This window comes from Roseobacter sp. SK209-2-6, from assembly GCF_000169455.1.
Lineage (GTDB): Bacteria > Pseudomonadota > Alphaproteobacteria > Rhodobacterales > Rhodobacteraceae > Pseudophaeobacter.
In genome coordinates, this window is sequence record NZ_AAYC01000019.1 from 1 (window position 1) to 26,075 (window position 26,075).

Annotated in this window: 18 protein-coding genes and 3 pseudogenes; 12 read left to right on the forward strand and 9 right to left on the reverse strand. The window is 53.9% G+C overall.

Annotated elements, in window-relative coordinates; all coding sequences use genetic code 11:
* The 8 genes and pseudogenes from RSK20926_RS23415 to RSK20926_RS20590 form a co-directional block, all read left to right on the forward strand.
* Positions 1–1,086 (forward strand): annotated as a pseudogene (locus RSK20926_RS23415) (ABC transporter substrate-binding protein); the annotation flags it as partial.
* A 154-nt stretch (positions 1,087–1,240) separates the two neighbouring features.
* Positions 1,241–2,353: an ABC transporter ATP-binding protein gene (locus tag RSK20926_RS20555; protein WP_008205124.1), complete on the forward strand. Its 1,113-nt coding sequence runs from the start codon at positions 1,241–1,243 to the stop codon at positions 2,351–2,353.
* 12 nt (positions 2,354–2,365) lie between these two features.
* Entirely contained in the window at positions 2,366–3,433 is a 1,068-nt protein-coding gene (locus RSK20926_RS20560; RefSeq protein WP_008209725.1) for an ABC transporter permease, read from the forward strand.
* A complete protein-coding gene (locus tag RSK20926_RS20565; protein WP_232281949.1) occupies positions 3,330–4,559 on the forward strand; it encodes an ABC transporter permease in 1,230 nt (409 codons plus the stop codon). The genes RSK20926_RS20560 and RSK20926_RS20565 overlap by 104 nt, the downstream gene beginning before the upstream one ends.
* A gap of 286 nt (positions 4,560–4,845) precedes the next feature.
* Positions 4,846–5,618, forward strand: a pseudogene (locus tag RSK20926_RS22620) (IS3 family transposase); the annotation flags it as partial.
* Positions 5,604–6,206 (forward strand): DUF3732 domain-containing protein, encoded by a 603-nt coding sequence (locus tag RSK20926_RS23265; protein WP_442852531.1) that lies wholly within the window; start codon positions 5,604–5,606, stop codon positions 6,204–6,206. The pseudogene RSK20926_RS22620 and the gene RSK20926_RS23265, both read left to right, overlap by 15 nt.
* A 151-nt stretch (positions 6,207–6,357) precedes the next feature.
* Positions 6,358–7,098 (forward strand): annotated as a pseudogene (locus RSK20926_RS20580) (ISNCY family transposase); the annotation flags it as partial.
* Between the two features lie 56 nt (positions 7,099–7,154).
* Positions 7,155–8,281, forward strand: a protein-coding gene (locus RSK20926_RS20590) for an IS3-like element ISRosp5 family transposase (protein ID WP_085979697.1) whose coding sequence is annotated in 2 segments (ribosomal slippage) — positions 7,155–7,419 and positions 7,419–8,281 — 1,128 coding nt in all. Because the reading frame shifts where the segments join, the coding sequence is not laid out codon by codon here.
* 36 nt (positions 8,282–8,317) lie between these two features.
* Here RSK20926_RS20590 and RSK20926_RS20595 read toward each other — a convergent pair.
* A complete protein-coding gene (locus RSK20926_RS20595; RefSeq protein WP_008209737.1) occupies positions 8,318–10,606 on the reverse strand; it encodes a response regulator in 2,289 nt (762 codons plus the stop codon).
* A 14-nt stretch (positions 10,607–10,620) separates the two neighbouring features.
* Positions 10,621–11,436 carry a PhnD/SsuA/transferrin family substrate-binding protein gene (locus tag RSK20926_RS20600; RefSeq protein ID WP_008209738.1) on the reverse strand — a complete coding sequence of 272 codons (816 nt, stop codon included), beginning with the start codon at positions 11,434–11,436 and terminating at the stop codon, positions 10,621–10,623.
* A 489-nt stretch (positions 11,437–11,925) separates the two neighbouring features.
* Here RSK20926_RS20600 and RSK20926_RS20610 point away from each other — a divergent pair, with 489 nt between their 5' ends.
* A complete protein-coding gene (locus RSK20926_RS20610) occupies positions 11,926–15,783 on the forward strand; it encodes a PEP/pyruvate-binding domain-containing protein (RefSeq protein WP_008209740.1) in 3,858 nt (1,285 codons plus the stop codon).
* Positions 15,784–16,207: 424 nt separating this feature from the next.
* Here the strand turns inward: RSK20926_RS20610 and RSK20926_RS22940 are convergent, their stop codons facing one another.
* Together RSK20926_RS22940 and RSK20926_RS20620 are read right to left on the reverse strand one after the other, a co-directional pair.
* Positions 16,208–16,357, reverse strand: coding sequence for a hypothetical protein (locus tag RSK20926_RS22940; RefSeq protein WP_157133197.1), 150 nt, complete (start codon positions 16,355–16,357; stop codon positions 16,208–16,210).
* Positions 16,358–16,603: 246 nt separating this feature from the next.
* Positions 16,604–17,287: a hypothetical protein gene (locus tag RSK20926_RS20620; RefSeq protein WP_037256123.1), complete on the reverse strand. Its 684-nt coding sequence runs from the start codon at positions 17,285–17,287 to the stop codon at positions 16,604–16,606.
* 544 nt (positions 17,288–17,831) lie between these two features.
* On the opposite strand from RSK20926_RS20620, the gene RSK20926_RS20625 reads away from it, so the two are divergent.
* A complete protein-coding gene (locus RSK20926_RS20625; protein ID WP_037256125.1) occupies positions 17,832–19,136 on the forward strand; it encodes an AAA family ATPase in 1,305 nt (434 codons plus the stop codon).
* Positions 19,133–20,239, forward strand: a complete 1,107-nt coding sequence (locus RSK20926_RS20630) for a ParB/RepB/Spo0J family partition protein (protein WP_037256126.1) — start codon at positions 19,133–19,135, stop codon at positions 20,237–20,239. The genes RSK20926_RS20625 and RSK20926_RS20630 overlap by 4 nt, the downstream gene beginning before the upstream one ends.
* 75 nt (positions 20,240–20,314) lie before the next feature.
* On the opposite strand, the gene RSK20926_RS20635 is transcribed toward RSK20926_RS20630, so the two are convergent.
* Complete coding sequence (locus RSK20926_RS20635; RefSeq protein ID WP_008209747.1) at positions 20,315–21,355, reverse strand: OmpA family protein; 1,041 nt, start codon at positions 21,353–21,355, stop codon at positions 20,315–20,317.
* Positions 21,356–21,617: 262 nt separating this feature from the next.
* On the opposite strand from RSK20926_RS20635, the gene RSK20926_RS20640 reads away from it, so the two are divergent.
* Positions 21,618–23,039: a caspase family protein gene (locus RSK20926_RS20640; protein WP_157133199.1), complete on the forward strand. Its 1,422-nt coding sequence runs from the start codon at positions 21,618–21,620 to the stop codon at positions 23,037–23,039.
* Positions 23,040–23,100: 61 nt separating this feature from the next.
* Here RSK20926_RS20640 and RSK20926_RS22635 read toward each other — a convergent pair whose 3' ends face one another.
* The 4 genes from RSK20926_RS22635 to RSK20926_RS20660 all read right to left on the reverse strand — a co-directional run bounded on the left by RSK20926_RS22635 (position 23,101) and on the right by RSK20926_RS20660 (position 26,074).
* Positions 23,101–24,219, reverse strand: a complete 1,119-nt coding sequence (locus RSK20926_RS22635) for a DUF4384 domain-containing protein (protein ID WP_008209751.1) — start codon at positions 24,217–24,219, stop codon at positions 23,101–23,103.
* Between the two features lie 380 nt (positions 24,220–24,599).
* Positions 24,600–25,022, reverse strand: a complete 423-nt coding sequence (locus RSK20926_RS20650) for an ExbD/TolR family protein (RefSeq protein WP_008209755.1) — start codon at positions 25,020–25,022, stop codon at positions 24,600–24,602.
* Positions 25,019–25,432 carry an ExbD/TolR family protein gene (locus RSK20926_RS20655; protein ID WP_008209757.1) on the reverse strand — a complete coding sequence of 138 codons (414 nt, stop codon included), beginning with the start codon at positions 25,430–25,432 and terminating at the stop codon, positions 25,019–25,021. Before RSK20926_RS20655 ends, RSK20926_RS20650 begins: the two co-directional genes overlap by 4 nt.
* 9 nt (positions 25,433–25,441) lie before the next feature.
* On the reverse strand, positions 25,442–26,074 hold the full coding sequence (locus tag RSK20926_RS20660) for a MotA/TolQ/ExbB proton channel family protein (protein ID WP_008209760.1): 633 nt from the start codon (positions 26,072–26,074) through the stop codon (positions 25,442–25,444).
* Position 26,075 lies beyond the last annotated feature (1 nt).

Genomic DNA, 26,075 nt, shown 5'->3' on the forward strand with positions numbered 1-26,075 from the left:
GAAGAGCGCTGGCGCGGCGGCATTGGCGGCGCCGCTGTATTCAAGAAGCGCTTTGGCTTCGTCGGGTGAAATTAATATTTTGATGTGGTCGGACTATCTGCCACCAGAGTTTATCGCAGGTTTTGAAGCCAAGACCGGTATCAAGGTGAACTACACCGGGATCGGCTCAAACGAAGAAATCATCAACAAGATGAAGGCCACCAAGGGCCAGGGCTTTGACATTGTCTCGCCAACCAACAACCGTTCCCTGCAGTGGGGACCGCTGGAGCTGCTGAAGCCTTTTGACATGAATAAGGTCAATATCAGCGCGGTGAACCCGGCAATGGCGAAAATCGGTACCGATGCATGGAACTTTGACATGGTGGCGTCCATTGGCTGCCACATATCTGGGGCACCGAAGGCATTGCCTATCGCACCGATAAATGGCTGCCAGAGGGCGATGCACCTTCTTACGGTGATGTCTGGTCGGAGGAAAATGCTGGCAAGACCATGGGCCGGGCGCACTCGATGATGCTGGGGGCCGGCCTCTATATGGAAGCCTCGGGTGAAATGGACGAAGGCTCTGTCTGGGCCGCCTATGATGACGAAGACACCATGCGTGAGGTCTGGGGCCAGATCACCGATTGGTGTATCTCGCGCAAGAACCGCATCAAACTGATCTGGAACGATGCGGATACCCAGAAAAACGGCCTGCTGAACGAAGGTGTTGTAGTTGGTCAGACCTGGGATGGCCCACCGCTGGCGCTGAAATCCGCTGGTGAGCCGGTGCATTACCAGGCGCCGGTCGAAGGGGCGATGGCCTGGGTTGACGGTATGTCCATGCCTGTTGGCGCACAGAACGAAGAGCAGGTCTATGCCTTCATCGACTACGCCTACGAGCAGGAGCCCGCAGGCAAAGCGATCGACAGCCATGGCTACAACTCGCCGGTTCTGGGCGCAGACACCCATTCCGGCGATGTCTACAAGAAGAACTTTGCGGAAGCCTATCCAGGCAGCTCGCTGGCCAATCTGAACCCATGGCCTGCGGAAGCCCCCTGGTATGCGGAAATCCGCACCGAGTTCGTGAACAAGTTCAAGAGCGCCTAAAGCAGCGCCTGACTTTCTGCTGGCTCCCGTACCTGTGTAGCGGGGGCCAGTTCCGCGCCAGCTTGCGCAAATTTCAACCTGAATGACCGAGCAGCTCTGATCTGCCGCTGGCCTGCCCAGCGGACAGGAAAGCTGCATACTGAGGAGAGACCACATGAGTGCAGGGGTCGGCGTAGATCTTGAGAACCTGTGGATCCGCTTTGGCGACTTTGTTGCCGTGCGCGACGCGAATGTGAACATAAACGGAGGGGATTTCTTTTCCTTCCTGGGGCCCTCGGGCTGCGGCAAGACCACGATCCTTCGGGCGGTCTCCGGCTTTCTGGAGCCCAGCGACGGCCGCGTGCTGATCGGGGGCAACAACATGAAGGGGATCGGGCCCAATAAACGCCCGACCGCGCTGATCTTCCAGAACCTAGCGCTGTTTCCGCTGATGAAGATCTGGGAAAACATCACCTTCTCGATGGAGATCAGGGGCGCCTCGGCCAAGGAGCGCCGCAAGCGGGCGGATGAGCTCTTGGATATGATCGCGTTGCCGGGGCAGGGCGACAAGCTGCCAAGCGAACTCTCCGGCGGTCAGCGCCAGCGGGTGGCCATTGCGCGTGCGCTCTGCGCCGAACCCGATGTGCTGCTGCTGGATGAGCCATTGTCGGCGCTGGACCTGAAGCTGCGCCAGCATATGCGTACCGAGCTGCGCGAGATCCAGCAGCGGGTGGGCATCACCTTTATCTACATCACCCACGACCAGGGCGAAGCCCTGACCATGTCGGACAATATTGCAGTGATGAAGGCCGGGGTGATCGACCAGATCGCCGACGGCAAGACCATCTACAACGATCCCTCGACTGCCTTTGCCGCTTCCTTTGTGGGCGAAAACAACGTGTTCCGCGGCAAGGTCAAGCGCGTCATGGGCAATGAGGCCCTGATCGAAACCAATCGCTCAGGCGATCTGGTGGCGCGGATCTCATCGGCCAATCAGGGCCGGATGAAAGAGGGTGAGGATGCGATGATGTTCATTCGGCCCGAAGCCTTTACCCTGGCGCCTGAAGGCGCCTCCGGTGATCATTTTGTCACCGCCAAGGTCAACCATGAGGAATTCGAGGGCAATGCTTTCAACATCTTCATGGAAGGTGAAGGTGGCAAGGAGCTGAAGGTCTCGATCCCCAACCTGGGGCAGTCCTTTGAGGATCACACCGGCCAGAACATCACCCTGGAATATGAGACGAACAATGCCGTCTGTGTTCCTGCGGGTGAGCTGGCAGCGGAATAGGGAGACCGTTACATGCCCCGTTTCCTGAAGGAATTCTTCACGCGCAACGGTGTCGGGATTGGCTCTTTGATGCTGGGCCTGGTTCTGTTCTGGACCATTGGCCTCATCATCCTGCCACAGCTCTCGATGCTCGACTTTTCGTTCCGGCCGAACCTGCCACCGCCAGAGGTTGGCGGCCCAAAGGATGTCTATACGCTGGAGAACTACAAATACCTGATCTTTGGCCCCGAGGGCGGTGGTCAGGCCTTTAACGCGGTGGACCTCAAGGTCTTCTTCCGCACCCTGGTGGCCGCGGTCTGCGTCACCGTCTTCAACCTGATCCTGTGCTATCCGATCGCCTATTACCTGGCCCAGAGTAAGGGTAATCACATTCGCATCTTTGCGCTGATGCTGATCATCCCCTATTGGATCAACGAGATCCTACGTGCCTTTGCCCTGCGCATCATCTTTGGTGAGACCGGGGTGCTGAACACGCTCCTGGTGGGCAGCGGTGTCTTTGACACGCCCTTTGACTTCATCCGCAACGATATCGCGCTCTATGCAGGCCTGGGTTACGCCTATATCCTGTTGATGATCTTCCCGATCTACAATGTGATCGAGAGTCTGGACCGCAATCAGATCGAAGCGGCGCGGGATATGGGAGCCAGCTGGCCGATGATCCACCGCCGGGTGGTGATCCCCTATGCCAAGCCGGGGATCAGCTCTGGCTGCACCATGGTCTTCATGCTCTCGGCTGGCGCGCTGGCGGCACCACAGATCCTGGGCGGGCCCTCGTCGCTCTGGTTCACCCAGCTGATCACCAACCATTTCACCAACAACTCTGACTGGCCACAGGGGGCAGCCTATGCGGTGGTGCTGCTGGTGACCTGTATCCTCCTGGTGCTTGCCATCATGCGCCTGTTCAAAGTCATATGGGAGATATCGGCAAATGAAGAACTTCTCCTTCATGCGGCTGAGCCTCTGGTTCTACCTGGCGATCTTCTTCGCCTATCTCCTGGGGCCACTGGTGATCATGTCGGTCACTGCCTTCAACTCCCCGGGCTTCCCGCGGATGACGCCCTGGGAATGCCTGACCTTTGAATGGTTCGGAGCCCTGTTCAGCGATGAGCGGATCCTCAACGGGATCTGGAACTCGATCCTGGTGGGCTTTGGCACCGTAATCCTCTCCGTTTCCATGGGGCTGGCAGGTGCGCTGATGCTGACCCAGATCTGGCCCAAACTGCGCGCCACCTATTACACGGTGATCATCGCGCCGATCCTCATCCCTGGGGTGGTTCTCGGCATCTCGACCCTGGTGTTCTGGGACCGGATCAACCGGATGCTGGGCCTGGGGGCGGATAGTTTCCTGTCCAACGGGCTGTTCCTGACCATCATTGGTCAGTCCACCTTTATCGCCAGCTACTGCATGCTGGTGCTGGTGGCGCGTCTGCAGCGCTATGATATCGCGCTGACAGAGGCGGCTCTGGACCTGGGCGCAACCCATGCGCAGGCCTTCCGCAAGGTGCTCTTGCCCTTCATGAAGCCTGCCATTGCCTCTGCGGCGGTGCTGGCCTTCCTGGCGAGTTTTGAGAACTACAACACCACCACCTTCACCTTTGGCGAATATCCAACCCTGACCATCGAGCTGGCGCAGAAGGTGCGCTACGGTATCACGCCCGCGATCTCGGCCCTGGCCTTTATCATCGTGGTGCTGACGGTCTTTGCAGCGCTCGCCAATGAGGCCAATCTGCGCCGCAAGGAACTGGTCGCAAAGGCGCGCAAAGAAGCAACCGTGGAAGAGCTTTCCTCCGGTCGCATCCGCATGCCAGGCTTCCTCAGCTCCAACTGGGCTGCTGTTGCGCTGGTGGTTGTGGCCTGTGCCACGGTTGTGGTGGTCGGAACCGCAACGGTCTACAGCCCGCAGCAATGTATCGCCGATGTGCAGGAGCAAAAGCGCCTGGAAACCGAGGAGCGGATCAACGAGCTGCGCCGCCAACGCGACCTGCGCCGTCAGCAGCAGCAGGAAGCCGAACAGGGCAATGCCGCTGAACCAAACCAGTCGCAGCCAACTGGCAATAACTCAGGCTTCGGAAATGTTTTTGCCCCAAGTGCTTTGTCCGGCGAGGAGGAAGAGGCATCCGAAGCGGAGGAGGCGCCATCTGGTAACAACTCCGGATTTGGCAATGTCTTTGACCCCGGTAGCCTAAACTCCGGTCAAGACAACTAGGCAGATCCGAACACATAGAACGCAAAGGCCCCGCCCGGATTTCAAATCCGGGCGGGGCCTTCTTTTCCTGCAAGGGTGAGCGATAGGTGAACTGCGACTCCTATTACTTCCGAGGGTAAGGGGATCGCCCCAGTTAAGCCATCATCTTTTCCCGGAACACTTCGGCCATCGTCTTACTCACCGATTGGTGTTTTCTACTATCCCTCTCTACCAAGGGAGGGACGGATCGCTGAGCCTCCCCAACTGAACTGGTCCACCGCTATGTTTAGGAACCGGAGGGCCAAGAATGGCGAACAAGCGACCGAAGCCCGAAGAGATTGTCTCGAAGTTGCGGCAGGTTGAAGTTCTGATGGGGCAAAGCATGCGCCGTCTGGATGCGATCAGACAGATCGGCGTTGTCGAACAGACCTATTATCGCTGGCGCAAGCAATACGGTGGAATGGGAATAGATCAGTTGAAGGAGCTGAAGCGGCTCCCGAAGGAGAACGACCGGTTGAGGCGAGCTGTGTCTGACCTGACGCTCGACAAGCTGATCTTGACGGAGGCCGCAAAGGGAGTGATGGCCGTCTAGGAATTGATCCTGTGGATCAATTCAGGCCCGAACGGGCGGAGCCCCTGAGCCCCGCTCGTCGTCGTGCTTGCATCGACCATGTCCGCAGCCAGTTCAAAGTATCTGAACGCAGAGCCTGCCGAGTGCTGGGGCAACATCGTTCGACACAGAGACATGTCCCGAGAGGCTGTGCAGATGAGGATCGTTCGGTTGCCGATATGATCGAGTTGGCCAGGCAGTATGGCTGCTACGGCTATCGTCGGATTGCGGTCTTGCTCAGAGATGCAGGCTGGTCGGTCAGCGACGGGCGTGTCGAACGGCTCTGGCGGCGAGAGGGGCTGAAGGCTCCAGCTAAGCAACCCAAGAAGGGGCGGCTCTGGCTGAATGACGGATCATGCGTGCGGCTGCGGCCGGAATATCAGAACCATGTCTGGTCCTATGACTTCGTTCATTGCCGGACAGATGACGGGAAGGCGTTCCGGACGCTGAACATCATTGATGATCTTTCCGAAAGAATTGATACGGCAAGACTGAGTGTTAAAGCATTGGAAGATGCCGTCAATCCGGATGAAGTAGGTCAAAGGCCAGATACGTTCCTCAATTTGATCAGCCGACAAATGTCCGAGTATGCACGACACCTCGATCTCGAGCACGGATCCGATTCAGTTCGGCTTGATTTGAAGAAACTCACCGTTGTTGCTGATACACCAACAAGGCCAATTTCCCTCAATCAGATGGGCAGTGCTGAGAACTGGGTAAACTATCATGTCTTGACACATCTTTCGCTTCACCATTGGTACCGCAATCAGAAACGTCCTGTTCCAGGTTTCATGATTTTTGATCAACCATCGCAAGCACACTACCCGCCGGATCGTGACCAAAACGAGGATGGAAGCCTAGAACCTTTGGGAGACGCAGATTGTCGAGCAGTCCACGACCTATTCAAGCTAGTGCACAGTGTTGCTCAGGATATTGGCGATGGCTTTCAGTGCATCGTGTTGGATCATGCGAGGATTGCCGAACCTTGGTTCAACGAGTCGATTGTGGAGGAGTGGCGTGGTGACAGGCGCCTCGTTCCACTGGGGTGGGCTGACTAGCCTTGATGCTATGATGAATCTCGCAACCATTAGTCCAAATGCTCTATAATTAACATAATAAACCTTACGCGATAATTTAGATGTAGCCGGGCACATTCTAAACTGGGTTGCGACAAATCCCCTATCTTGCTGAAAAGCAAGGAGAACGGACATGGCCCACACAGAGCTTGATTTGCGTGAGAGACGCACAATTGAAGACATGCGAATGAAAAAGTGCCTGTGAGCAAGATTGCAGCTGAGATCGGCAGACATCGTTCGACGGTTTATCGAGAGATCAAGAGGAACTATTTCTCAGACGAAGAACTGCCGTACTTGAGCGGCTATTACGGGATGAATGCTCAGAAATACGCATCAGCGGTCCGGCACAAGGCGCGCGGCAAACCTCCGAACAACCGCATTCATCATGCCAAGCGCGATTATGTGCTGAGCCTGATCAAAGACAGCTACGCGGATTTCGGGCCGACTTTGGCGGCTGAGATGCTGGCCGAACATCACGGATTCAAAGTGTCGCGCGAAACGGTTCGGAAGTGGATGCAGGAAGACGGCATCTGGTTGTCACGCAAGCAGCGCCGGACATTTCATCAACCACGTCTGCGACGGGAATGTTTTGGCGAGTTGATCCAGATCGATGGTTCTGACCACCGTTGGTTCGAGGATCGGGGTGATCCCTGCACCCTGCTCGTCTTCATCGACGACGCCACCAGCACGCTTGATGGAACTGCGGTTTGTGACGTCCGAGAGTACGTTCAGCTATTTCGAGGCACTGGAAAGCTATCTGCTCAAGCATGGCCGCCCGGTCGCTTTCTACAGTGACAAGCACACGGTGTTTCGGGTTCCAAAACCCAGCGAGCACATGACGGGCATGACCCAATTCGGGCGCGCTCTGGCTGAGTGATCCTCCCCCACTGAAGTGATCCGCCCGTATAGTTAGGAAACGGAGGATCAGATATGGGAATCAAGCGACACAAGCCCGAAGAGATTGTCACGAAGTTACGGCAGGTTGAGGTGCTTTGCGGCCAAGGGATGCCGCGCGTAGACGCCATTCGACAGGTGCAGATTACAGAACAAACCTTCTATCGCTGGCGCAAGCAATATGGCGGTATGGGAACCGACCAACTGAAGGAACTAAAGCGACTTCAGAAGGAGAATGACCGGCTGCGTTGGGCAGTTTCTGATCTGACATTGGACAAGCTCATTCTGTCGGAAGCTGCACGGGGAAACTTCTGAGCCCCTCGCGCCGCCGTAACTGCATTGATCATGTGCGACGCCAGTTCCACGTCTCAGAGCGTCGCGCCTGCCGTGTTCTGGGACAGCACCGTTCCACACAGAGGCGGGTGCCTGTTGGACGTGCTGACGAAGACCGGTTGGTGTCTGACATGATCGAACTGACACGCCAATATGGTCGATACGGTTACCGTCGGATAGCGGCTCTTCTGAGAGACGCCGGCTGGCAAATCAACGACAAACGTGTTGAGCGCCTATGGCGGCGTGAGGGGCTGAAAGTTCCAATGAAACAACCGAAGAAAGGACGGCTCTGGCTGAACGACGGGTCGTGTGTTCGACTCCGGCCCGAATATCGTGACCATGTCTGGTCCTATGACTTCGTGCACCATCGAACGGATGACGGGAAAGCGTTCCGGACACTGAACATTCTGGATGAACACAGCCGGGAATGCCTGGCGATCCGGGTGAAGAGGCGCTTGAACTCGGCAGAAGTTATTGACGCGCTGACAGATCTTTTCATCCTGCGTGGCGTTCCTGCTTTCATCAGATCAGATAATGGCCCAGAGTTCATTGCTCAGGCCGTTCGAGATTGGATCGCAGCGGTCGGTGCCCAAACGGCCTACATTGAACCAGGATCACCTTGGGAGAACGGATACTGTGAAAGCTTCAACGCGCGCTTCAGAGACGAGCTGCTGAATGGAGAGGTATTTTACAGCCTGCGTGAAGCCCAGATCCTGATTGAACAATGGAGAAATCACTACAACACAAAACGGCCGCATAGTGCTCTGGGCTATCGCCCACCGGCTCCGGAAGCCATCGTTCCGGTGGAAACCAGGCCGATCATGCACTAACACTCACACTGGACCACTTCGATGGGGCTGATCACTCTAGTGAGACCAAGTCCCTGTCTTCTCACGCCTGTCCTGCTGGATCACCCATTTTTCCAACGTCTCAAGAAGCGATTTTTTGTTGATGGGTTTACTCAAGAAATCATCCATGCCAGCTGCAAGGCACTTTTCTTTGTGAGCTTCTAGAGCATTCGCTGTTAGCGCAATAATGGGACAGCCTGCTTCATGAGCCACTGCTTCAAGTTCGCGGATCTTTAGCGTCGCTTCAACCCCATCCATGACGGGCATCATCATATCCATCAGGATGAGATCCGGGCGGTCCTTTTTAAACAGCTCAACTGCTTCAGCCCCATTCCCCGCAATGGTAATTTCATAGTTATCGTTTTTCAGCATTCGCGTTACGACCAACTGATTAGTGCGGTTGTCTTCGGCGATGAGCAGTTTCTTGTACTGTGTTTTCACCTCAGGTTCAGACTTTGGCAGCGAAGGTATGCTAGGAAGTTCACCCACATTCAGAACACGGTTGATCACCTGTCTCAGGTGCGAAGCCCTGAGAGGTTTCAGCGCAATTTCACAGATGTTCTCTACTTCACGAACGGAACGCGCCATGGCTTGCTCCACCGAAGACAGCATGACGATGGGGACTTGCGCGAACTCCGGTATCTTGTGAATACATTTGGCCAGCTCACGCCCATCGGTCACCGGCATCTGATAGTCCAGGATTGCGAAGTCCAAATGACATTTTTCCAATCGCAAATCTGCCAACAGCTCCAGGGCCCGATTGGCTGATTCAGCCTGAAAACACTGAACCCCCCAAGAAGTGAGGCGCTCTGAGAGGATGGAGCGGTTGAGTTCCAGGTCATCAACAATGAGACAAGTCAGCCCCTTAAAGTCGAAATCCCCTTCCTGCACCGAAGGCACCGCATCGCATTCAGTGAGCGGCAGCCTGATAGTGAACACAGAACCTTTGCCCGCGACCGATTTCACTGTAACCCGACCGCCCATTAGCGACAAAAGTCGTGAAGAAATGGCAAGCCCCAGTCCGGTACCTTCAAAACTGCGCGTTGCAGCGCTGTCAACTTGCTCGAACGCGCTAAAGATGTCGTCCAACCGTTCTTCTGGAATACCGATCCCGGTATCCAATACTTCTATCCCCAGTTGGTACCCCTTGGGTCCCTTGGCTCCTGAAACATCGATTGCGACATAGCCTGTAGAGGTGAATTTTATCGCGTTCCCAACAATATTGGTCACAACCTGCCGAACGCGACCGACATCTCCTGTGAAGAACTCCGGTAGGTCGGGCGCATAGCGCAGGGTAATCTCTACCCCTTTCATTGTTGCCCTAGGCGACAGCAGAGTCACCACATCTTCGATAGCAACCTGCAGATTGAAAGGTGCATTATCCAGTTCAACTTTTCCCGCCTCAATCTTGGAGAAATTCAAGATATCATTGATGATTGTAAGCAAGGCAGAGCCGGATTTGGAGATGGTCTCTGCATACATTTGCTGATCTTCATCCAGCTCTGTATCCAGGATCAGCTCTGCCATACCAATCACACCATTCATCGGTGTCCTAATTTCGTGGCTCATATTGGCAAGGAATTCGGATTTTGCCCGATTGGCTATGTCTGCCGCTTTACACGCTTCTTGCAGCGCATGTTCACGCTCGTTGCGCTCTGCAAAAGCATCCTCCAATACCCCGACGGAATAGTTCAGCGCCCAGAATTCGCGAGAAGCATACCAGGGTACGGAGGTGCGATGGGACACAACACCTGAAATAGCATCAGACATACGCGTATGGATCGAACGTAAGGGCCGCAATGCGAGCATGTTCACTAGCACAAGCACCAATACCGAAAGAACCGCAACTGAAAGAACTGTCCACATGATCATGTGGCGAACACGTTGCTGAACCATGAGCTGGCCGTCACGCATCGACCACTGAACGATCATAGTCCCAAATTTGAAGCCTTCGAGTTCGACAGACTGCTCATATGTCACGAACTCTTCTTTGCCGTTAACTTGCTCGCGTTCCACCGCTGCGATCAAATGCCCGTCTGCGTTCAGGATCTGGATTGAAAGGAGTTTGGGGTTGCGCGAAACCGCTTCATGCAGCCCTGTCTCTAGCACCGGCACATCTTCGACAATTATCGATTCCAGCATCAAGCCGCTCAGCAAGGAGACTGTGAGTCCCGCTTGCTCCGTCAGCTGATCTCTAAGCCGGTTCCCCTCATAGCGTTGCGAAAAATCTCCAACAACAAAGGCGACGAGCAGTGCCGCCAAGGCAAGCGACAGTACAATTTGAAACAGGATGCCAGTGCGTTTCATTTTCAGTTTTCTTACTAGAAGCTTCTGCTTTTTTCTATTGCATCCCGCACAATGTCATAGTCGGAATCTTCGCTTGCTATGAACCCATTCTTCGAGACACGGCGAACAATTTCTTCATTTTGCGCGGAGAGCATAACAGAACGCATTGCTTCAACGATAGCAGGATCAAGCTGCGCAGAAGCCAGCCATGGTTTCGTTACATTCTCAAAGGATGTGAGCACACGGATTGGCACCCCCTTGGCGACCAATTTCTTGTAGGTGCTTTCTTTCAACGCGCCTGCGGAATACTTCCCAACCCCGACGGCTTCTCCAACCAAATCATGTCGCCCCAAATAGTCAAAGCTATGCAAGTCGGACCCAGAGATACCTGAGTCGAGCAAATTGGCCTGAGCCAAATAGCGCCCAATTGTCGAAAGCTCATCCCCAAAAGCAAAGGTCAGCCCTGCGAGGTCTTCAAGAGACTGGATAGAGCTATCGCGATGTACGACGATAACCCCCTTAAAGCGCTTCTTGCCCTTTTTGGATTCCATGGCCACGATCTGAACATCAGGGTTTTCCTGTTTCACTACAACATAGGAAGCAGGGCCAAACCGTGCGAAATCGACATTCCCTTCCGCAAGTTGGCGAATGCCTTCCCTATATTCTTTTGCCACCGTCATCTTGATGGTCACTTTCTGCCCCAGCTGTTCCGTCATCCGGCTCGCTAAGAAAGACAGGAAAGGGCGGTATTTTCTAACCGTCTCTGTCGGCTTATCAGCGGCATATGTACCAAAAGTAAGCGTGACCTGGGCCTGCGCAGCAGTGGCAATGACCAAAAATGAAAATGCCATCGCGACAGCAAGGGTCCCACTCGTTCGTCGAAGCCCGTACATCAACCATTGGAAGATTCCGGTCTCGGGGTCAGCATTGGTTCTATGCATGTTCTAGCCTCCTGGCTGATGCAATGTATTTGGTCCCACTCAGGCACGGCCATCTATCATCACAAGGATAGAAAAAGTAAGTTAATAGCAGCCTGCACCTTCCAAAAAAATTAAGTGAAACCGTTCACACTTTCGCAATATTAACGATTCTGTAAGATTTTGGGCGCTTTTTTCGTAAAGTTGTCTAAAACTTGAAAGATAGCTTTGCTGTCGACGGGAACAAACGTGAACTTCATCTTCAAACTACCAGCGACTTGCTCGCAACCAAAAATAAGAACTACAGCCCTTTTTGCATTGACCCTTACGGTTGTGCCCCTCCCTGCCCTCGCCATACCTTCACCCGAGCTGGTGATAGGTTCGGTCTCCTCTCTTTCACAGGTTTTTGCCGTCGGTATCGCAATGATCTCTGGACTGGGTGCTATCATCGCAGCCAAGCTTGGGCTGAACCCGAATGGTGCGGCCAAAACCACCCGTTATCCCGTAAAGCTCCTCTTGTTCCTGACGCTTCTTGCAATGGCTTTGGCGGTCGGAAACTTCTGGCAATACAGTAGCAACAATGCGCTGGAACAAGAGCGCCTGCAGGCGACGTTGCTGCGCCCAGCACAGTTCAGCGGGACTGAAATCAAAGATGCCAACCTAAAGGAAGCAAGTTTTTCCAAACAGCAGAACAATCCGCTCGGTATCAGCACGGACGAGGCCGCCGCGCTTCTCTCCTCTGGAGACACAGTGTTCTTCGACATCCGTGAGACGGGTGAAAACGCCATGGGTACCCTGCCCGGAGCAACCCATGTTCGCTTTCCGGATTTTCTACAGTCCCAACCTCTAAAACCCGGGCAGCGTGCGGTTGTCTTTTGCCACAATGGAAACAGAAGCTCTGAGACTTGCGCCGAACTCGCGAAACTCGGCATTGATTGCAGTTTTATCGCGGGAGGCATCGAGAAGTGGATCGTTGAAGGGCGACCATTCAGCGACGCGGATGTTCAAACGCTATCTGATCTCAGGGCTATTCCCGAGTATCCGGGCAAAGATATTCTTCTGAGTACCACAAGCTTTACGGAACTGATGGACACCGAAGATCTCCAGATCGTGGATACACGCTACCCTGGTGATTTTGCTTCAGGTCACCTCCCCGGCGCGATCAATATTCCTATTCGTGCCCTAACCACAGAAGAACTGCTGCGTCGGATCAACGCCTTAGAAGATAAGCCAACTGTCGCTGCCTGCTATGATCGACGTAGCTGCTTCATGGGGCAGGTTCTTGGGTTGGAGCTGAGCCAACGAGGTTTAGATTTCCGCGGACGCTACACCCTGCCTTGGGAGTACTTCATCGCTCCACCGGCCAAGCCCCATGTGCAGGCATGGCTTAATGGCCAGCAAGCGACATTGTGGCAACAAGCCATCAGCGCCCTTTCGTCTGCCCTGCTCTGGGTGCACGAACGCGCGCATTTGCTGCTTGGTCTTTTCGCGCTCTCAGTCTTGACCCGCATCATCGTCTTGCCCGTGGCCCTAAAGTCTGAGCGCGACCAAATCACAACCGCCGAAAGTGCAGAGGAACTGGATACTCTAAAGAAAAATCTAGCCCAGGATCCGATCCGCAAAGCACGAGCAATACAGGATTTCTATGCGCGCAAGGGGCTCACTCCGATGCGCAATCTAATTGCTCTCCTCTTTCTGCCGGTGATGATGTTAGGGGTTTCCGCCGCCGGCGAAGCAAGCAAAGAGACAAGTGTCTCTTTCCTATGGCTAAATGACCTCGGAGTCGCGGATCACAGCTTTGCACTGCCAGTTTTGTTTTGTGCTCTTGCAGCTGTCTATTTGATCTGGGCAGTAGCCAAAACGCCCCGACAAGCGAAATTGTGGATTTGCCTTGGGGTTCCCATCCTATTCGCGATGGTCTTTAGCCTCAGCGCCGCCGCAAATATTTACCTGTGCTTCAGTCTTTCGCTTTTGCTCCTGCAACGGGCCTATGTGGTAGGGCTTCACAAAGATATCGCCGAAAGGTTCGCCACCAAAGCACACCAAGCACGTCTGGCGCGCCTCCCCGAAGGTGTCATCCCGATGGGCTACACCGAAGAGCTGGAAAACGCTGGCAACAAAGCACTGCGCCTTTCAATTCTAAAGAATGCAGGACTGCCTGTTCCGGATGGCGTCGTGCTGCGCAGCGAGGCCATCGCAAACTACAAGGCCATGAGTTCCCTAAAGAAAGAGGTTTTTGCCGCTGCAATTTGGGACCTTGTTGGAAAGAAAGCCTGTGCAGTGCGCAGCAGCGCCAGCAATGAAGATGGTGCAGATCAGAGCTTTGCCGGTGTTTTTGAATCAGAACTGGATGTAACCGCTGAAACCATGCGGGCTGCTTTGGACAAAGTCGTCGCCAGTTTTTCCTCGGAACGCGCAGCCAGCTATGATCATAGCCCGGCAGATGAAAACGCCGCCAATATCTTGGTCCAGCAGATGGTCCAGGCAGAATATGCCGGCGTTCTCTTTACCCAAGATCCCACCGCACCGGGCATGACTATGGTGGAATGGGTAGAAGGTTGTGGCGAGGATCTGGTCTCCGGCCGTATTACACCAACCTCTCTACGCTTTGGCCGCTTTACTGGCAAACCGGCAGATGAAGACCAGGATCAGACCCTGGATCTGCATCCTCTGCTGGAACTTGGGAAACAGATCGAAAAGACCTTTGGCCGCCCCCAGGACGTGGAATGGGCCTATCGCAACGGCAAGTTTCAGATTGTGCAAAGCCGCGACATTACCACATTGAATCTTGGAAAAGAGACGGAAAAGGCGCGACTAGGCGAATGGCAGAGCATCTTGGATCGGTTCCACAGTACCGATCCCGAAAAAGTCATGCTCGAACAGGACGAAATGTCCGAAGTGCTTCCGCGCCCAACTCCCCTCTCCTTTTCCTTTATGGGCAGTCTTTGGGCCCCGGGAGGTAGTGTTGATCTGGCCTGTCGTGATCTTGGTGTTCCCTATGGCCTGCCTGAAGGCAAGGACGCTCATCTGGTGAACTTCTTTGGCAAAACCTACATAGATGTTTCACTAAAATCAGGCATGGCCCTAAAGCTGAACGCCTCCAAGGCTAAGCAACTGCGAAAGCGGGCTGGTCCACAAATTAGCCATTTCCGCCAAACGGTTATTCCACAGCTTCAGGATGAATTGGCCCTATGGCAAGCGGTCGACTATGATGCCTTGCCACAAGGCAAGTTGATCGAGACGATCCAGACCCTGAAGGATCTTTTTGTCAAAGACATCTATGTCGAGGCTGAGAAAATCAACATTCTTGCGGGCTTTACAATGGGAGAAGCAAGTAAGGCGACTGCGGGCGATCCTGCGCTCCGCTCCTATTTGACACATGCGGAACTCCCTCATACCCCATCGGCTCTTTTGGCAAGTTGCAAAGGCGAAGAGGCTCAAACCGAAGCCCTGAGACTCATGGGGCATCGTTCGATCTTTGATTATGAACTCAGCGCCCCACGCTATGCCGAGGCCCCTGCCCTGCTCTGGCCTCTGATGGAAAGCACCGTTGCACCGCTTGGGAAGCCAGGTCAGATCCCTGCCAATCTGCCGCAGGAGCTACGTGAGGCGATCTCATTAGCGGTGTCCTATCAAGACCTGAAAGAGGAGGCCAAACACGAGGCCCTCAAGGTTCTGGCAGAGCTAAGACGCGCCTTTCTGTCTCTGGGAAAACGCAGTGGTCTAGATGACCTCGTGTTTTACCTAGAGTTGGAAGAGGTCCTCACAAGTGACTGGACTGAAAGCGGCAAGCTGCTTTCTACTGCGCGTCTCCGTAAGGAGACTGAGGACCTAAGGAAGCTTTCGGCTCCGTCACAAGTCCAACTGACCTTGCGAGATTGTGAACTTCTCTCAATGGGATCACAGCTTCATCAAGACAATGCGGCCTTAGGCGGGACCTGTGTGTCTGGCAGCGGGACTGTAACAGCTAAAGTCTTTTGGGTTGGCGATGAGACAGCTATCCCTTCTGAAGCATTTGCCGGCTTTGAAGACGGAGACATTCTCGCCTGCACGATGGTGAACCCTGCATGGCTACCCTATGTACAGCGCTCAGGCGCGGTTCTAAGCGAGGTAGGCGGCTGGCTAAGCCATATGGCCATTGTGGCGAGAGAAAAGGACATCATGATGCTTGTGGCATGCAAGGGCCTGAACCAAATTCAACATGGTGATCAGATCACAGTTTCGGAAGACGGAACCATTTCCCTGGCCGAAACCGAAAGTCTTGAAGTCGTATCAGCCTAGAGCAAGAACAGAAAATTCTTCTAGGGCCGGAAAGAGGCACTCCAGCCCTCTACCCTAGATTATACAAACCAGCACAAACGAGGCTCGGAGCGTTAAATCTGTTCCGGGCCTCGCTTTCTGAATGCTGCATGATCCGAGATTAGCTGCCAAATTTGTTCCCGTTCTTCATGTAGTTCGGGGTGGACTAGTCATCGATTGGGATGAATTGGCATACCCTTGTACCAAGACCAGATCCTGATGGGCCAGGGCCTATGCGGTTTGGTGTTCCTGCAGATCTGGAAGCCGTTTTGAAAAGAACAGGCTGGGAACCCAAATTACGAATGCCAGACCTATTTTGCGCCCACCAGGCGCGGCGAAACAAGTTGCAGACCTTCATATGAAGGTAAATGTCGGCATGGTGCTCAGAGGCATCGAAGTGGAGGAGCTAAAGCTCGACGACATTGAGGCTGCGGTCATCAATGCCTGCAAGCGATATCAGAGCGAGAAAGGTATCGTTGTCCCAGTCAGGATCACAGTGTCGAAGCCGCCGCTGTGTAGGCACATTCGCAGGCAATTGGTGACCGTTAATCAACATGCACACTTCTCCTGCTTATTAGGGATAGGTGCCCCAAAAAGGTTTTGCAATGACACAGATAGGCTTGAGATTTTTACAAGAGCTTGGGCATTCACCAATCTTTCTACGGCGTAAGAACTTCTGCGCTCTTCCCGCTGGCCGGAGCGTTTGAATTCACGGGTACCTAAGGTCAGTACTCGACCCATGCCAGTAGCCCGGTCTCAGCCTAAAAGGTCCCGATACCTTGGCTTCGGTGCCGGGCAAACTCTAGGTGGTGATTACAACATCGGTAATCATTTCATCAATTTCCCGGCAGGCAGCTACAATCCTGGCTTTCAAATTTGCTTGTACATAAGTGGCATGAAAACGACTTGGGGCAGTGAGCGTTAGTTGACTGTTACTTTGTTCCACTTGAATCAGAGCTTGATACCAGGATGCAAACAGTGAAGGGTCTTCTTGGTAGAGCAAGGCTTGAACGAGGTTCCAGGTCGATCCATTTTCCAGGTCTGGTGGCGGCGGAATCTTTACCGAGTTCAGAGGAACTATATTTTCTGGGAGTTTGTCTGTCTCTTTCAAACGGTATTCGAAATCAGGCCCGACAGCTGCCCAAACCGCACTTGTGTCTTCAAGGATGCGTTCAACATCAACCCCATATTCGCCTACCCTGCCCCGTACACCTTGACGCTTTACTTTGATCCAGCTCATGGCTCGCAACTTGGCCATCTCGCGTTTTACAGTACGCTCATCAACGTGCCAAAGACGTGCGATTTCACGCTGACCTACTGCGAGTTCGTCACGTCGCCAGTTGTAGCGAGCCGTGATCAGGGTAACGAAACGCAGGATCAGCTTTTGCTGTCCCTTACTCTGGGAGAGAGCATAAGATCCCATCACCGTGAGGATGTCATATTTCATAGCGGGGGCCGATCGCCCCGTTGGTTTTTTAATTTGCATTTCTGCCCCACCTAAGTGGTTTCCAGATAGATCTTTGGAGTTGCCTCGTAGAATCCAGGTTTAGCCCGGAATTCGTTTTAACTGATTATAGAGGAATTCGCTGACTACTCAACGCAATTCGCTTCCGTTACCTGATTTGCGTCCAATGCTGCGATTCTGTCAAGCTGAGTCACGGAATTATTGTTTCGCCTTTCAAATCCAAAACTAAAAATATGGTATTTATGGTATAGGGGGACATGCAGTATGACCCCTAATATGCCAATAATGTCCCTTAGTCTGAGCGTAATGGGTCGTTTGTGTCCCCTATTTCACTTCGCCTTGTAGAGACTGGTGTTAGCCAGCCAACTACGATGGCTGCGAATCGATCAGGGCTAAATACTCTTGTAAAACAAGGAACTCTCAACGGGTGTCCCTGCGGGGACAGGACGTTGAATCAGATGATATTAGTTTTTGCGTTTTTTGCAAATTCGGCGTAAACGGATAATGAGGCTGAAAAAGCGTCCCGAGAACGGACCGCGCTTCGACGACCAGCAAAGGAGCAGTCATGTTTACCCACGAAGATCTCGCTAGATTGCAGACCCAATCACTTAAGATGCAAAGCTGGATACGCCAGCAGACCTTTTCCCCAGAGATGGAAAAAACCCTACGCCGCTTCTCTAGCTGGGAGGTGGCGGAGCTGATCTTTAAGGTCAACCAATCCACTCTTCGTGGTAGGCTCGCTGCCGACCCCACCCTGCCCCAAGGACATGTTGAAGAAGATGGCCGCCAGCGTTGGTACTCGCTTGAGGAAATCAACGAGCTTCGTCGCAGAATTAAGATCAACCGCAAATCACTTCTCCCCCAACGGCCCGAAGGCAAGCGTGCCTTGCGGGTGGCGATTTCCAATTTCAAAGGGGGTGCAGGGAAATCAACAGTCGCACTGCACTTCGCACATGCGGCTGCCCTTGATGGGTACCGTGTCCTCTGTGTCGACTTTGACCCCCAAGCCACTTTGTCCCATTCCATGGGGCTAAGCGACGTGACAGAGGACTATACTGTGTGGGGGATTATGGCCCGGGATCTGGTGCGTGAAACCGAGAGAATGAACGCCACCTCTCGTGGGGCCGAGACCGGAGTGGCGCTGCCCGAGCGCCAACTCCCCGAGGCTATCACCGGGATGGGGTTGCAAGACTTGCGGATCAGCGACTTTATCAAACCTACGAGCTGGCCCACAATCGACCTGGTGCCCAGTTGTGCCAACGCGGCCTTTGTTGAATTCGCGAGCGCCCAATATAGGCATCTGAATCCAGAATGGTCTTTCTTTGCTGCGGTTTCCCGGTATCTCGATCAACTGCCAGCAGATGGCTATGATATGGTGATCTTCGATTGCCCACCTGCCATTGGCTATCAATCGATGAATGCGGTTTTCGCAGCAGATATGCTCTATATTCCCTCTGGCCCTGGTTATTGGGAGTATGATTCAACAACCTCCTTCATTGGTCAGCTGTCCGAAGCACTAGAGGATCTCTCTGCCTTTAACGGGATTGTCCCCGCGGGGACATTTACCCTGCCTAAGGTTTTTCAGGATGTGCGCTTTTTGCTGACACGCTATGAATCTGGAAATGATCTGCATCGCGCTATGCGGGATGCCTTCATGAAGGTCTTTGATGGGCGGATGGCCGAGCATCCGATTGAGATGACCAGAGCGGTAGAACAGTCTGGTCGTTTCCTGAGTTCAATTTATGAGATCGATTATCGCGACATGACACGAGAGACCTGGCGCAGGGCAAGGGCTTCATTCGATCAGGCCTACGATGAGTTCAAGACTTATGCGATTGAAGCATGGGACAATTTGGAGGATAGGCAATGAGTAAGAGACGCGTCTTTGACATTAATTTCCCAGCCCCCTCCCCTAGCCCATCAGAGGCTCAAGAACCCGCTCCTAAACCGGCACCGGCAGAGCAACGCCGTGGCCCGATGGCGACGGCCATCACGGAGAACGCAGAAGCCCTGAAGGCGCGAGCAGAGGCCGAACAATCCATTCGGGCGGAAAATGACCGCCTGGCACATGAGTTTGTGCGTCTAAAAAAACTAGGGCTTGTTGTTGACAGACTGCCACTTGAGGCGATTGAGACTAGCAAACTGGTCCGCGACCGTTCGGTGTCCAGAGATCCTGACCTGGAGGAGTTGAAAGCATCTATTCGCGATATTGGCCTTTCAAATCCAATTCGCGTCGAAGAGACCGGTGACGGTGGGTATCAACTCGTTCAGGGGTTCCGCCGTCTTTCGGCGTATCGGGCTCTATATGAGGAAACAGGCTGGGAAGAGTACGCCCGTATTCCTGCGGGACTTGTTGCAAGGGGCGAAACCTTGCAGGGGCTGTATCGCCGGATGGTGGATGAAAACCTTGTACGCCGGGATATTTCCTTTGCCGAGATGGCTCAGCTCGCGTTGTCTTTTGCGCAGGACCCAGAGACAGACTGCGCTTCCGTTGCTGATGCTGTAGCGCATCTCTATGCCTCTGCAGGCAGACAAAAACGCAGCTATATTCGCCATTTCGCAGATATGCTGGAAATGATCGGTACAGGGTTGAAGTTTCCTGAAGCTATCCCACGCGCACTGGGTTTGGAGTTGAAAAAGAAGCTCGCGGAAGATCCAAAGCGGGCTGCGCGATTTTTAGTGCTCCTCAAACATGCTGACCCCGAAGGGCCGGGGGCTGAGTTGAGTCTGTTGAAAGAGTTTCTCAAGGGAACCGGAGAGAAGGCCCCTGCCCCCACCAATGGTGGCAAGTCTCTAGCCAAGGGGAGCGCAAAAACATCGTTGCGCTGCGTTGTCCCTGCGGGGACAGTGCGCTGTCAGGCACGGGAAGGGCGGATTGAATTGGCTATGGAACGTGACTTTTCTACAGTTGATCGCTTCCGTTTAGAAGCCGCCATCGCTGCCTTTTTTAATGCTCTGGATGATGCCGAGTAAAAGCGGTTCTTCTCAAATCAAAAGGAGCTGCCCCCGCGGGGACAGCCCTTTTTTGTTGGCCAAAGCGAGGTTCTTCTAGTTCTGAACTACGAATGTGATGCGGCGGTTTTTGGCCCGATTGGCAGCAGATGTGTTGGGCACCAGGGGGCTTGCCTCACCATACCCTTGTGCAACAAGCCGTTCGGTCTGAATTCCTTTGCCTGCCAAATAGCGCACAACAGAGTTGGCGCGCTTTTGGCTGAGCCGAATGTTTGCGGCTTCACTGCCCTTGTCATCCGTATGACCACCCACCTCAATAATTAACTCTGGGCAGCGGCTGACGATGTCATAGAGACTGTCCAAGAAGCTGATGGATTTACCGTCTAGGCGTGAGGTGCCCGGAGCAAAATTGACACTTCGGCTACGAGACAAGATTTCAAATCTGCCTACACAGGCTTCTCTGTTGAAATTCCCTTCGACCTCCAGGGCCGCGGTTGCACCACTGCTGACAGACTGTACTGGAACAGCTGTCCCCCTCGCATTTCTCTGAAAGCTGAGGTTCAGGTTGACAATCCCAAGCGGTGTAATGGTGACATTTGCAGCTTCCTGCAACTTATCCCGGCCTTCCATCAGATTGAAATCCTGTAACTGCAAGATCACCGGATCGATCGAGGAAATATTTACGCGGTCATTGTCGAGCAGCGTAACAGCAAGCCGAGGCGCCAAGTCTATCTGTGCCCCATGAAGATCCAATGTGACGGGTACAGAGAGGATCTTGCGGCGTTGACTGTGTAGATCTTCCAACTGTGTCGGGTCTAGCTGAGCTGTGACTTTTGCCTCTGGGAAGCTGAAGGTCTCGAAGAACAGAAAACGCATTCGGACATTCCGCAGGTCAATTTTTGTGTCAACGGAGTCCAGAGCGACGACCAGATTCGCTGTTCCATCTTCGGTGATTTCACCGCTGATAGCTGCGAATTCGCTGGTTTCGGCGACCTTGTCTTTCTTGACCGAAAGAAAAGTTATGCTGGAGGCATTGGGGTCCAGGCGCCAACCATGCTCAAAGGGACTCGAGCGACTTGCCGAGGCTGTGAAAATGAAGAGTAGGGCGAGAATGGGAACGAGTACTCGGAGAAGCATATTATACACTCTTGTCAAAATAGCAGAATAACCAGGCCATGAGGCTTCACAGGTTCATAGACACATTCTAACAAGAAACTTGTGCCATGTTGCAAGGGCGGCAATACTTCTGCGGGTGGGCGGTTTTATTTTTGTCCCCGCGGGGACAGGCTTTTGGAGAAAGAAACTTGTGATTACTCGTACTTTCAAATTTGCTGTTTTTTCAGTTTTTGCCATCTTTGGCTGGCTTCATGCGGCGCTTGCGTCGGATGATACGCCTCGTATGGCGCTGATTATCGGCAATTCCTCCTATACTTCGGTATCTGGGTTGGATAATCCCGTTCATGATGCACAACTCATGGCCAAGACGTTGGAAAAATTAGGTTTTTCCGTCAGCGTGCAAATTGATGTCGGCCAGGTTGCCATGAAACGCGCTATTGCCAGCTTTGGACGTGATCTCCGTGCAGCCGGAAGCGAAGCAACAGGTCTGTTTTACTACGCCGGGCATGGGGTGCAGAGTTTTGGCAACAATTACCTCCTGCCAGTGGACGCCGATCTCGCAGATGCAGCCGATTTGGACCTGATGGCGGTTGAGGCACAGTCGGTGCTTCGACAGATGGCCTCCGCGCGAAACCGAACCAACTTGGTGATTCTGGATGCTTGTCGCAACAACCCATTCGAAGACATTGCTGATTTGAATGAAAGCGGCCTGGCAGAGATGAAAGCGCCTACTGGAACTTTCCTGGCCTATGCCACAGCGCCCGGAGGGGTCGCTTTGGACGGGTTGGGTGAGAACAGCCCTTTTACCGCGGCGGTAGCACAGCAGATTTCTGTTCCTGGTCAGCCGGTGGAACAGGCCTTTAAGGAAGTACGCAAAGCGGTGATCAAACAGAGCCAGGGGCAGCAAACACCATGGGATACTTCTTCCTTGGTCAGTGATTTCGTCTTTTTGACAGCCCCAGAAGAACCGCAGCTTTCAGCTGCTGAGATTGAGGAATTACAGGTCTGGCGCTCTGTGCAAGCCACACGTGACCCTGTTCAGTTGCTTTTGTTCTTACGCGGCTATTCTGATGGCCGCTACGCGGAAGAGGCGCGTATCCTGCTGGCCGAGGTGATGGAAGAAGAATTGACCGGTAACCAAGCAAGCCCTGAAGCGAAAAAACCTGCGCCACCTCCCAAACCCGGTGAGACATCGATGTTCGATGCGGCACAGCGGGAGGGGACAAGTGCAGCCTATGAAGCCTATCTTCAGAGCTATCCCGAGGGCACCTATGCGGAGATGGCGCTGAGCGAAATCATGGCGTTGCAAACGAATTCCAGCACTGACCCTATCGGAGAAGGGCACGGCGGCGCTGAGGGAGGAGACAGAGGCGAGGCAGAAGTAGCCCTCAACGAACGTCCTGCTGAGGTTGGCCCGATTACCTTTGTTAGCCCAATAGATACGGAGTTGGCCGCTATCAATGGGTTGAGTCTGTCAGAAATTGTAGAATTGTCCCCGGAGTTCCCGCCTATCGAAGGGCTACCTGATAGCTATTGGAAGGATCAAGCCTGTAGCAACTGTCATCAGTGGAACAGAGAGAGGCTTTGTACGCAGGGAAATACTTACCTGAGCCTGAACATGCAGCGTTCGCTGAGTAAACAGCATCCCTTCGGCGGGGCGCTAAAACGCTCCCTCAAAGCTTGGGCTGCAGGCGGGTGCCAGTAGAATAGAAAAAGGCTGGGTCCCCAGGAGGGCAGGGTGGTGCGGTGCCCGGCCTTCCTAAGCGCTAGGGTGCATTGGTTTCTATCAAGAAATAGACCCATTCCCCTTTGAAATCCTCGTGTTGTCGCCGTGCGGTGGCAACTTGGCGGTGCAAAAATTCAAGATAGGCCCCTGCCGGTTCGCTGATCGGGCGATGCCCTTCATAGAGGGGGACAGAAGCGGCAAAGGCCACTGCGATTTCCTGGCCGTAGGGCGGACCAACCGTGATCTGAAGACCTGGGTCTCCTTCGTTTTTTGCACCGACCCTGAGGGGCTGCTTTTCCTGCGTGCGTTGTAGCGGAATGATCTGGTTGGGCGAAAGGTGCAGGACACTACCACCCGCGTCAAAGAAGTCGACATAAATATAGGCGGGATAGTCTGGCGCTGTAAGGTCAAAGTACAGGCGCTCTCCGCCAGCATAGGCAAGAACACGGGCCTGCGCATCTGGGCCAAGCAGCAGTGGATTGGTTATCTGATCAGTGCTTTGCGGTAGTCCAACGGAGGAAATACCGGACAGGGCACCGCATTGAGGGCGCGGTAGTAGTCGCACGCGATCAGACAGTTGGATGTCCTGGCCGACCATCTGTTGCAGGGCGCTCATAACCGGGGTACGCAAACCTTCCTCTGGAAGGTGTCCTCTCAACTCCAGACTGGCGGTATCTGGATTGAACGAAACCTGCAGGCGGGAACAGGGCACCGAAGCAAGCATTGCCGATAGACCATCACGCACATTCTCAGTCGCATCTGGGAGATCACCGGGTTGGGTGAAACTCTGGAATACTGCCAGGGAAAGAGGGTCCAACTCCCCAGAGGTTTCACCCTGAAAGGCCAAGGCCGCGGTTACCTGTTCTGATTTTGGAGGTGTGAGGGCGAGTGTCTCGCTCTGAGGTGGCGAATTTGGCAAGGTCGCCGCGTTTAACGTCGGTGAGAGTAGCGTAGCTTGAGGTGCCGCATGAGTTTCTGCTGTAAGTGATTGGCTGTCTGCGGGACCCGCTGCAATCTCGGTGGTTTCTATGGCACTGGCTGTCAGCACACCAGATTGCGGGAGAGAGATGACCACAGATGTCGCGGAAGCTTCTGTATCCGCGATGGACGTTGTGGATGGCAGGATTGCTGCAACCTCCTCAGGGGGCGGGGACTTCACTATGACCTGTTCCGTCGGAAGTGTTTGCGTTTGCGAAGTGGGAAGGGCAGGGGCTGCTGTTGAGATTTTCTCTGAAAAATCCTGACGATGTGGCAGAGTCTGGCTTGGTAAGGAGAGGGGAGGGGCCTTGGTAAGAGGCGCAGCACTTGTGCCGAGCCCCTCTGCTGTCTGCTGGCTCTCCGGTATCGCTTCAGATGTTGCCTGTTGCGCTTCCGCCCGGCTCCTTGGAACTTGGTGTGCTGCAAGCGTAAGGCTGCTTTCAGGAGGGTTTTGTTGCAATATTTCAGTAGGTTGCAAAGACCAGAGAAGGAGGGCAGAAACAGCCAGATGTACAAGCACTGACCCCGCAGAGGCCGCTGTCCAGTGCTTTGCCATTTGGCTCACTGTTTTGCCTCAATCTGGGTGGCATCCGGAGACACCACAAGTACGACATCGAGAAATCCGCTTTTCTCACCAAGGTCTATCAAGGGTAAGATATGGCGCAACTCCGCCGCGTGATGGGCATTGATCCTGAGCCTTAGTTGGGGATCATCTTTCAAATGCTCTGTAAACTGATCGACGATGTTGTCTTTTGTTGTCGTGATTCCATTCAGGGCAAGCTGGCCCATCTCAGATACCGATAGCGTGATCCCTCCGGTGGGCATATCGCGACCTGAAAGAGCAACGGGTGGGGTTACTTCAAAGGGAGCGGTTGCATCCATGCGCCCGATCAGCATGAAAAAGACCAGGAGAAAGAAAACGACGTCGATCAGGGCTACGATCGTTTCGGTTTGTGTGGGTGTTTTGGGGCGTCTTAGCTTCATTCCAGAGCCTCCAGGCGGAGGACACGCACATTGGACACTCCTGCCAGCGCGGCGCCATCCAAAATATGCACTAACGACTGCGCAGAAGCGGCACCAGAAGGCAGAAGCATCAGTTGCCCATCTGGGTCTTCAGAAGTGAGGTTTTTAAAGACCTGCTGAAGCTCTTGCGGGGTGAGTGCCTTGCCTCGTAAATGCGGATGACCGTCCGCAGAAATTCGGATCATCAAACGCGGCAAAGGTTCAGCCCTGGCATCAATAGTTCCGGCACTGCCAGGATTGACAGCCGGGATCATGTCTAGGTTCAGATAGGTCGAAGTCACCATGAAGAAGACAAGCAAAATCAGCATAACATCGACCATCGGCACCAGCGAGATCAGAGCAGGAGGGTGTGCTTTGCGCCGTAACTGCATGGAGGAGGTCTAGCTCTCTTTGCTGTTCAATGCTTCATTTGCGATCAACAATTGACCTACCGTGCTTTCGATCATTTGAGCAGCACGCTCTATCCGTGCTGCCAATAGACCAGCTGCGACCGCTGCGGGAATGGCGACCAGCAGGCCGGCGGCGGTTGTCAGAAGGGCTTGCCAGATGCCCCCGGCCAGAAGAGACGCATTTGCCGCCCCTTCGGCGAGCTCAAGCTCTTGAAAAGACTGAATCATGCCCAAAACAGTCCCCAGTAGCCCCAAAAGGGGGGAGACCATGGCTATCAGCTCCAACAGCCGGATCAGGCTGTTCATTTGACTAACTTCTTCATTGCCGCGGCGTTCCAACTCTCCGGTGAGCAGTGTAGGCTTCAGACCTTCGTTGAGTGCGGACATGGCATAGGACAGGACGCGATCCGCTGGCGCACGGCCTGAGGCCAAGGCTTGTTGAGCAGAGGCGACATCGCCTTTGCCCCATTGGTGGATTGCGTTTTGGCGTCCTGCCTTCCCAGAGGTTGCGGGCCAGAGCTGAAGCAGCTTCAGACAGATTACCGACAATGAGATGAGTGAAAGCAACGCCAGGACCAGCAGAATTGGTCCACCGGTTCCCATTTTTTCCAAGAACGAGAGCATC